Origin of the sequence: Bradyrhizobium frederickii, assembly GCF_004570865.1 — a bacterium.
Classification (GTDB): Bacteria; Pseudomonadota; Alphaproteobacteria; order Rhizobiales; family Xanthobacteraceae; genus Bradyrhizobium; species Bradyrhizobium frederickii.
In genome coordinates this window covers 42,889-52,029 of the sequence record NZ_SPQS01000037.1, presented here as the reverse complement: position 1 = coordinate 52,029, position 9,141 = coordinate 42,889, and the positions used below count along the sequence as shown (strand labels likewise).

The following is a 9,141-nucleotide window of genomic DNA, read 5'->3' as shown; positions in this document are numbered from 1 at the left end:
ATGTGTTCCTGAAGCTGCTTGAGGCTTGTGAAGGAGGTGCCGCTGAGCGATTGTCCCTGCAAGATTGAGAACCATACCTCGACCTGATTGAGCCACGACGCACTGGTCGGCGTGAAATGGAATTGCACATTGGGATGGGCCTTGAGCCAGTTCTCATTCTTCTTGTGGGTGTTGAGGTTGTCGAGGATGACGTGAAGCTTCCGGCCCGGAAAGGCCGCGGTGAGGCTGTTCATGAAATCGAGAAACTCGACACGGCGACGGCGTTTTGAATGCGTAGCGATGATCTTTCCGGTGGCGATTTCGAGCGCTGCAAACAATGTTGTGGTGCCATGCCGCTTGTAATCGTGGCTCTGGCCGGTCAAGGCGCGGCCATTGGGCAACTTCAGATAGCCCTGCGCTCGCTCCAAAGCCTGGATCGAGGGCTTCTCGTCCACGCAGAGCACAATAGCCTTCGCCGGCGGGGCGACGTAAAGGCCAACGATATCGGCGGCTTTGGCCGTAAAGTTCGGGTCGTTGCTCTCACACCAGGAGGTCAATCTTGTGGCTGCGCAGGAACCGCCAGACATTTTGGACGTCAACATCGCCGAGCGCCTCGGCCAGCAGAGGGCCGGTCCAGCGCGCAAATCCTTGCGGGGGCGGCTTATCCAGCAGCTTCAGAATCCGCTTGTCGGTCGTCTTCGTATAGATCGGCTGCTTGCCGGGCCGCGGCTTGTCTTGCAGCCCTTCAAGGCCTTGGTCCATAGCGATGCCGCCAGAGGCTGACAATCCGCGGCTAGACCCCAACTTCCTTGGCGATCGACCGGGTGCTGCACCCGTCCGCCGCCAACAGGACTATCCGCGCCCGCTTCAAATCGCGCTGCAATGTCATCGGTGAGCGACAACACGCCTCAAGCACCTTGCGATCTTTCTTTGAAAGCCGGACTTCTCTTGCTTCGGGTATCATCCCGACCTTGAATCACGACTCACGTTCCAAGAAAAGCGGATACTAGCTCGCAGTTGGCGCGTCTCCCCAGATCGAGCGGCAATTTGCATTGCAGGGCAGTCGCTGCAGGCCCCGGTCCGACAGGCGTCCCTTTTGATGTTGATAGCCTCCAAATCGCTGTCATGGATCAAGGGGACCGACGCGTATATGAATCATATACATTGATATACATTGTGCCGGCGCGTCCGGCGTGTGATTGCGGCGTCAAAGACGAAATTCATCCGATCTCCGCGCCAAATGGGAAAAGCACCTGTGTCGTCTGTCGAAGTACACCAGCACATTGTTTCACTTCTTCAGAAGCCGAATCCCGTCATCCTGGATATCGGCTGCAATGACGGGACCGATACGCAACAGTTTCTCAGCCTCTGCCCGCAAGCTCAGCTCTACTGCTTTGAACCGGACCCCAGAGCGATCGCGCGCTTCAAGAAGAAGCTGGGCCCATCCCTCTATAGGGTGAAGCTGCTTGAAATCGCGATCAGTGATCGAAACGGGATGATCGACTTCCATCCAAGCAATGCAGACGGTGATGCGAAGGAATGGGACCTCTCCGGCTCAATACGCCGCCCGAAGAACCATCTTACTGTGTATGATTGGGTTCGGTTCGATCGCCCTGTTTCGGTTGAAACGCGGCGGCTTGACGATTGGTGCAGCGAAGCTAAGCTGAATACGATCGATCTCATCTGGATGGATGTCCAGGGAGCCGAAGCCGATGTCATCGCTGGCGGCATGCAGACCTTGGGCAACACGCGCTTCGTCTACACGGAATATAGCGACCGCGAGCTCTACGAAGGGCAGTTGTCCCTGCAAGCTATTCTTGACCTGTTGCCATCATTCGAAGTGGCTTCCCACTATCCCCGCGCGGTGGAGGGTGATGTATTGCTCAAAAATACGCGCTTCTAGTGACGATTCACATCGAGGGCCTCATTCATCGTTGGAAAACCTGACCGGCGGGCTTAGCCGCCCAATTCTGCACAACGGGTGATCATTTGAGCGGATATCGGTGGCCGGACGGGCGCTCCCGTTTCTAGGTTGCCATTACAGACCCGGCGCACGACGTCCACATCGGGCGGGTGGTGGGTTTCTAACCCTGCAGCCGGCGCTCGAAGCATTGAATCGTTCGAACGGCTGCTGTATGGCCTGGTCTTCTAGGAAGCGGGTGCACTGCTTCGAGCAACTGCCAGTACAATTGCATCGGTTCTCGTAATTCCTTGAGATCGGCGGATTTCAGCACGCGATTGGCGTCGCTATTCTTGTGTCAATGGGAAAGCGAGCTGAAGTATGTGTTCATTCCAGAACAGAATTGCCGCAAGGCGTCCAGCATAACTGCAGCAGCCGATTGTCAGGCAGGGCGTCCTGGGCGCGGCGTAGTAGAGGGCGGCGGCGATCATCGGCGGCCGATCTCGCGCCGGATCGGATCAAGATCGTCATCCCAATCGCGGTTACTTGCCTGCTCATTTGCCGCACGCGGAGCTGATCATCGAATCTGCGAGCACGCCGTGCCTGTGTGGCGGCAACGCGATCACGAACTCGGGAGAGGACGTCAGTAAACGCCGCGACGTGATCCCGGCGCAATGGCGCGAAGTTTCTCCTAGCTGCGCGGCCCGATCACCCGCAATTCCAGATCGGCCCGATCGGCGTCCGCGTCGAGCACGGCCCGAAACTGCCTCCGTTGTAGCGGCCGCCGCGGAAGCCGGGTTGGCCGAAATAGTGCCACTCGCCGTCCCAACCGAAATACTGAGGAACCGGGTCAATATACAAGTGGCGCCGGTCGGCGCGCGAGAGCCGGCGCATCAAGTCCTTCTGCTTGTAGAGCGGAATGCTATTGCTCAGCGGCTGGCGATAGCCGGGCAGGAAGCCGTAGCCTTGCCAAACCGGATGGGCCCCTTTTTAATTGGCGCAGCGTTCGCGACGACCGACAGCAGCGGCAGGATGATAGTAGCAGTTTGACACACACGGCGAGACATGGATTGATACTAGTCGGTCGGTTGCGCGAAGGCCATTCAAATTGGGGTTCAGAGTTTCACGTGATCTCGCGCAGAAGTTTTCTCTGATCACGCCCTTCCTGATCAGAAGGCGCGCATATCCCTGCTGTCACCCACCTGCACGACGTCGAAGCCGTAGCGCGAGAAAGTCCGGACGCGAGAGCTCACCGGGACAGATGGGGCGGCCGACCGAGCGCTCGATCTCGGGGAGCACCGTGCACTGCGTCCGGGCACACGGTCGGATCGTCGACCGCCATCATCACGCGCAGGGATCGACGAGATCGTCGAACGGATAGAGCGTTAAGATGACGCGAACGGTTCTCTCCATAACTCATGCCCGATCGCTTACGTTTGTTTCTCTCCCTAACCCTTCGCAATCATCAAACACCGCGGGCCAGAACACTCCAAAACTGTCATTCAGTGACGCAAAAAAAACGCCCGGCCTCATTTCGATGGCCGGGCGGAAGTTAGTCGTCGACAGAGGGAGCGCTGCCGACGGTTATTTGCAGCACAACGTTCGCCGCAAATTCTAATTACGGAATGATCAATGGTCGCAGAAGTCTGGCGTCATTTCCTTTTTTCAAACCGATATTGACGGAATGCAGCTCAACACTGGCTCGCACCGCTGGAGGAGGTATTGTCCGTTGTGCTGAGGATCGTCAAAGTCATGCTGATCTAGTGAGTGGCCCGAATAGAGACGGTCCGCGGCGGCTGTTCGCATGGCATCAACGTGCCGGCCGAAGAACGTAGCGCCCTACCGTCCCCGGGGCCTGGGAAAGTACCTTGTTATTCCTGCGAGCACTCGGAGCGCGTTCGAGCGATCCGCAGGCAGTGATTGGCGCACCTGCGTCCCCCTCTGCCGTATGCACATCGACCGCACTACTATCATCGTCTCACCGAGGTCGACAGCAAACAGCGGCCCGGTCCGCTTGTCGGGCATCCGCGTCAGCTACTGCAAAATGGTACAACGTGACGCTACGTGCGATTCAAGGTCTTTTGAGCTGACTCGAATAAAACTCAAGCCGCCGATCTCTCGCCGATAGCAAGTGATCCGCCATCGGTCGACATGCGTCCCGCATACCGTTTTTGGATGGGCATATACGCGCGAGCGCTCCAGATACATTGCACGTCATATTTCTTGTGTGATGTCGTGTGTTCGTCTCGTCCAAAAGATCGCGTGCGTTGGCGATCATGAATCGTCAGTTCATCACCCCGACCTTGTTGGCTTCCGACTGGTATCACCAGCGTTAAAATGTCGCGCTCCATGCGCAGTCGTCCGTTCTCCTGGCGCAGCCGAATGATCTCCCAGTCCGCCGACATCGCGCCGCGAATTCGCTCCCAATCAAAACGCCACTTAGAAGCTTTGTGAGACGAACCGCGAGCCGTTGCGGCTGTTGCGTGTAGATCGTGCACGACATGACAATGATCGAGGCGGGTGCGCAGAGACCTATGAGGGCGCTCGTTATGTTTGCGACGGGGAAGGCTGCTTGCTCCACGGATATGGAGCTGTCTTTTTGAGAAGAGCCCGACTGAAAGGCTCTCTCTCTCTCTCTCTCTCTCTCGCCTCTTCCTTTAAAGAAGGCCGGCAGGTCGCTAAGTCTTGTAGCTGCAGACAGCATGATATCGCGGTGCGGCAATCAGTTGTGGGAGGGGTGCGGAACGTGGATGAACCACTTCATGGAAATCCCGGCTGTGCTGCACTTCCGAGCAGGAGTCGGCCGGCGCTCTGGAGGGTTCCCTCGTTTAAAGCTGCGTGCTGGGCAACCACGAAGCTGTCGCACATCGCTCGCGCCAGATTGCTGGTTGTATAGAGCGACGCACTTCCAGCGAGAACGCTGGCAATGTTGCAGACCTCAGCGCTTTGCCGCGCGGCGTTTGTCGCGGCGAGGCGCATCAGGGTCGCGGTGCGCGGGTTTACCGCATCCTTGATCGCTTCCTCCCACAGCTCCTCGGTGGCCTCATAGAAGAAGGAACGGGCGGAACGCAGCATGGCTTCGGCTCTGGCCATCTCCAGTTGGACATAGCCGCGCTCTGCCATGACGGGCGCTCCTGTGATTGAGGTGCGGCTTCCGGCCTCCGCGATCACCTCGTCTAGCGCCGAGCGTGCAATACCGATGCCGACAATCGCATGCGCCTGGGCAGCGAAAGTCATGGACGGATAACGATAGATCGGCGCGTCGAGTGTCGGCGGACCGCCGCGGATCAAGGTCCATTCCTCCGGCACAATGACATCGTTGACAACGACGTCGTGGCTGCCGGTGCCTTGCAGACCGATGACGTCCCAATTGGGGCGGATTGTCACCTTCTCGGCCGGTATCACGGCTACCCGCGCAAGGCCACCGGTCGGATCGTCTTCCACAGTGATCCCAACGCCTATCAGATCTGCGCCCGGTGAGCCGCTGGCGAATGGCCATACGCCGTTCACGACAAACCCGTCGGTGCTCCGCCTGGCGGGCTGGAGCGGAAAAAGCGCACCTGCCAACACCACGTCCGGTCCATTCGCGTATACCTTGTGAAGCGTGTCCTCCGGAAGAGCAGCGAGGTAGCGAGCCCCATCGCCGAAGCTGGCGACCCAACCGGCGGAGCCGTCGACTTGGGAAATACGCTCGATCAGGCGACAAAAATCGGCCGGCGTTCGCTCCTCGCCGCCGAATCGCTTGGCGACCAAAGCTCGATAGACGCCAACCCGCTTGAAGCCCTCGATGATCTCGTCTGGAATCTTCTGCGCTCGGGCGAATTCCTTTCGACGCGCGCGGATATCAACCAGCAGCGGCGACAGATTATCCCAGGTCGCAGCCGTCACGTCGGTTACTGGAGTGATCGTCTCTGGTGGAGCGTTCATAAAGCTGTCCTCGGTGTCTTGAGCCGATCGCTGCCGCACTTCATTGAATTTGATTACGCGCGCACGGCGAAGCCAGTCGGATTGATAGCCAGTTGGCAGGGATCGTCAAAACTGTCGCAGCTGATATTGACTTTGATGCGATTACTCACGGTTGCCAGTCCAAACCACCCCCGAACGCATTGACTCAAAGAAAAGGTGTTGAGGGTCGGCAAGACTGACAGAGATATGGCTGTCGATGCTGTCGTTGAGGCGGAGCCGGCAAAGCAACGGATATGCGGCGGCGAGATCGATCCACCTCTGCTGCACTATGTCTCCAACGGGTGACGACAGCGCTGGTTTTGCCATGTCTCCTCCAAGGGACGATTTGTCACACTTGTGCCCCGCCGGCTCGAACCACGTGGTGAATTCCTGATTTGGCAACCGCGAGGTCGGCGATCCCCTGCGGCTCTTTGGCATGTCCCCAGCAATCGATGTGCCATCAATTATGGTCTGCCGGCTGTGTCTGAATCGAGCGAGATCACTTGGCCCGTGCCGCGCCGGGGTGAATGTTCGCGCCTCCCGTGTCTGATTCCAGGCACAACGCGTCATCAATCGGACACGGCGGAAGGAGAACGACTGAAGTGGACCTCGACCGCGAACCAGTCGGGTTCGGCTTGCCTGCTGGAGTTTCAGACCCGTTCCGATCTCCGGACAGTACCAACAGCGCAATTTACCGTGCTCGCGACCGTGGGCGACCTGACTCAGTTCGGTCCTCGATGCCTCGCGCACGGCTCCGGGGCTCCTCGCCGAGGGCCCTCGCCGGTGCTCAGCGGGCATGCGGGCCCGCTAACACTGCCCCGTTACCCTTTTAGAGTTTCGTCGCAGCATTCGATCGTGCCGCCTCGGTATCGGCATGCTCACCAGCCCGGGCGCGATGCGCCGCGTGCACGCCGGATCGGGCCCGAGGCTTCTCCATGTCCCGTCCCTTGAGGAGTAGCATGGAGGGCTGGTTCCCCGGCAGATTGTTATCCTCTCACTGAGTCGGGGCAAAATTTCGCTAGCTGGCACGCGCCGCTGCGGCCAACTCCTAGCAAAACACCCGAGTAATCGTGCTGCCCGATTTTTCCTGACGGGCTGAGGGCTGCGGGAAAGGCTCGCGACTGCTGCGAAGGCGTAAGCACCGAGACTTTCGAGCTGAATGTCTTGCAGTTGCTCTGAGGCGATCGGCGGTAAATAAGCTGCGGCGCGATCTTGCTCTGCCCGACCGTTTACCAAGCGCGCTTTCGCTCCTCTCTTACTATTCCCGCTCCTATGGCTCCATGCGAGCGAACCAGGAGCCAGGAGGAAAGGCCGCGATACGCTTGGCAAAGGGGGATTGCGGCTCCCAATCTTGCCCTTCGCTCTTCTCGAAAGTGATGACCCCGTTGTGTGTAAAAAAACGGGGTCCTGGGATATCACAGTTCACCAAAAGCAAAGCGCGCCACAGATCACCCTTCTCGGTCGGCTTGTCCTTCTGCTTCGGCAAGTAGTCCACTTCAACAGGTTCAACGATAGTGCAGCGGCCCTGCCGCAGAAGATCGCCGAGGCGGCCTTGCGTGGTCGTCACAAAGTTGAAGTTGCTCGGATCATGCAGAAAGCCAAGATTTGCGTCCCTTTCACTCTCCTTGACTTCAGTGGCGATCAACGAGAGTGCTAGGGCGTGCCAGCCCAATTCGATCGGCTTTGCATAGGTCGACGCAAGTTGAAACGTGCCGTCGAGCGCGATCCTCCAGGTGATAAAGTACGGTTCGTCTAATATATCGTCAGGGTGTCTGGTCCACAAAACGAAAACATAGTCGTTTTCGTCGAGTTCAGCGACGCCCCACATTCGAGGGACGAACTGTGCCACCTTCGAGACGTTGGAGATAATTTGTTCTATTGTCTCACCGTCTTGCGCTCGCCACGTTGACTTGAATCTTTCGATATGGGGGCTCTCGATGGCGCGAACACTGTTGCTCATCGCAGCCAGCCCGACCAGGCAGATCAGGGGTCGACCGAGACAAAACCATAACGCGCGTCTTCTAGACACTGTTCTCATAACTGCCGGCCTATTTGGTGTCATCCACACGTCATTCAAAGCGGGCAACCTTCGACTTGTTATGCGCGAGCGCAAGAAGTTAGCGGCGACGCGACGGGGAGACCGATGGTGTCCCATGCGAGCAGGCGCTCCCCTCTATGTCACGCGCCACTAACTTCACTGCCGGCGACAGCCTCAAGTTGCTGTGCTGGACATGCCCAGCAGGAGGAGACTGGGCATGCCGAAGACTTGCATTCTTCGTGCCAGGTAATAGACGGCAATTCGCACCGCTTTTGTGTCCTCTTTGTCGACTTTCCGACTGGTCAATGTCTCGATGTTTCCGTTCAGCGCTATCCAGCCCGGCTTATGCATCCTCGTCCCGCACCGGATCGTTCGATGGCGCAGCGGAACACCTCGGTACCAAGCTCCTGATGAGAATTGTTTGCCGCTATTGAACCGTTTGGTTCGGCATCGTTGCCAGAATGTGGCTTTCGATCTCTGCCATGCGTTTGGCCATTTGCGGCCATCGGCCATGGTGCGTCTGCCGCTCCTATCGCGACATGCGGCGCTTCGAGAATAGCCTCAGTTAGGAGCGCTTTGCACTCGATGGCGACGAGGCGAAACCGATCTTTACCGCCGAACATTTGGAGTCTTGCTGAACCGCACATCAACGTGCTGGCCGGGTATGTTGCTGGCTTCGCCAGCTTGGGCCTGTTCAACACGGATCCTGTTGGCCGAGAAGGTGGCTGGATGGTGGACTTGCTCAAAGAAGCGCTGAGAAGCCGGAGATGCGTTCTGCTCGAGGCAGCAGTCCCGACCGGGCAAGCCGCATTTGTCCCTTCCACCGATCTGGCGTGCGGCCCGCAGGCAGCTGCGATCGTCATTCCGATATTGCTGACTTGAGAGCGCTTACATCGGCTCAACGCATCAAGATGCGCGGCCATTCGCGTAGCGGATGTCGCAGCACCAGCTTGAGACATGATCTGAGAGGTTGACGGAAGACTTGTCTTCTCGATAATCCAAGTCGTCGAGGTTCTCCGGTCGCACTTGATCCGGAGCTAAGAGGGAAGCCGGTGAAGATGCCGGCGCTGCCCCCGCAACTGTGAGTGGCGAGCCGCTGTCCAACGATGTCACTGAAGCCTGCGCGGCTTCGGGAAGGCCGGACAGCAGCGATGACCCGCGAGCCAGGAGACCTACCCCGACAATATATTCGTCCACGGGCGGGGTGTCCCGGTGGTGCGCCAAGCAGCCGTCGCACTGCGCGACTTCCCCTGCCTGCGTCCGCCATGGCCTTCTGCCC

At 58.4% G+C, this 9,141-nt stretch carries 4 protein-coding genes, 2 pseudogenes and 1 riboswitch; of the genes and pseudogenes, 2 read left to right on the top strand and 4 right to left on the bottom strand.

What is annotated here, in order from left to right; genetic code table 11:
• Nucleotides 1–943 (bottom strand): annotated as a pseudogene (locus E4K64_RS36045) (IS630 family transposase); the annotation flags it as partial.
• 291 nt (nucleotides 944–1,234) lie between these two features.
• On the opposite strand from E4K64_RS36045, the gene E4K64_RS36040 reads away from it, so the two are divergent.
• Nucleotides 1,235–1,882: an FkbM family methyltransferase gene (locus E4K64_RS36040; protein WP_126262203.1), complete on the top strand. Its 648-nt coding sequence runs from the start codon at nucleotides 1,235–1,237 to the stop codon at nucleotides 1,880–1,882.
• A 705-nt stretch (nucleotides 1,883–2,587) separates the two neighbouring features.
• On the opposite strand, the pseudogene E4K64_RS41405 reads toward E4K64_RS36040, so the two are convergent.
• The 3 genes and pseudogenes from E4K64_RS41405 to E4K64_RS36020 all read right to left on the bottom strand — a co-directional run bounded on the left by E4K64_RS41405 (nucleotide 2,588) and on the right by E4K64_RS36020 (nucleotide 7,784).
• A pseudogene (locus tag E4K64_RS41405) lies at nucleotides 2,588–2,946 on the bottom strand (hypothetical protein).
• A 1,693-nt stretch (nucleotides 2,947–4,639) separates the two neighbouring features.
• Nucleotides 4,640–5,806, bottom strand: coding sequence for an acyl-CoA dehydrogenase family protein (locus tag E4K64_RS36025; protein ID WP_126262205.1), 1,167 nt, complete (start codon nucleotides 5,804–5,806; stop codon nucleotides 4,640–4,642).
• A gap of 1,288 nt (nucleotides 5,807–7,094) precedes the next feature.
• Complete coding sequence (locus E4K64_RS36020) at nucleotides 7,095–7,784, bottom strand: nodulate formation efficiency C protein (RefSeq protein WP_235884904.1); 690 nt, start codon at nucleotides 7,782–7,784, stop codon at nucleotides 7,095–7,097.
• A 663-nt stretch (nucleotides 7,785–8,447) separates the two neighbouring features.
• On the opposite strand from E4K64_RS36020, the gene E4K64_RS40730 reads away from it, so the two are divergent.
• Complete coding sequence (locus tag E4K64_RS40730; protein ID WP_135171746.1) at nucleotides 8,448–8,744, top strand: hypothetical protein; 297 nt, start codon at nucleotides 8,448–8,450, stop codon at nucleotides 8,742–8,744.
• A 110-nt stretch (nucleotides 8,745–8,854) separates the two neighbouring features.
• Nucleotides 8,855–9,056, top strand: a riboswitch (cobalamin riboswitch).
• Nucleotides 9,057–9,141 lie beyond the last annotated feature (85 nt).

What these genes read in the sequence shown, in the direction of transcription:
- E4K64_RS36025 (WP_126262205.1), bottom strand. Translation starts at nt 5,806, where the DNA reads ATGAACGCTCCACCAGAGACGATCACTCCAGTAACCGACGTGACGGCT.
- E4K64_RS36020 (WP_235884904.1), bottom strand. Translation starts at nt 7,784, where the DNA reads ATGAGCAACAGTGTTCGCGCCATCGAGAGCCCCCATATCGAAAGATTC.
- E4K64_RS40730 (WP_135171746.1), top strand. Translation starts at nt 8,448, where the DNA reads ATGGCGACGAGGCGAAACCGATCTTTACCGCCGAACATTTGGAGTCTT.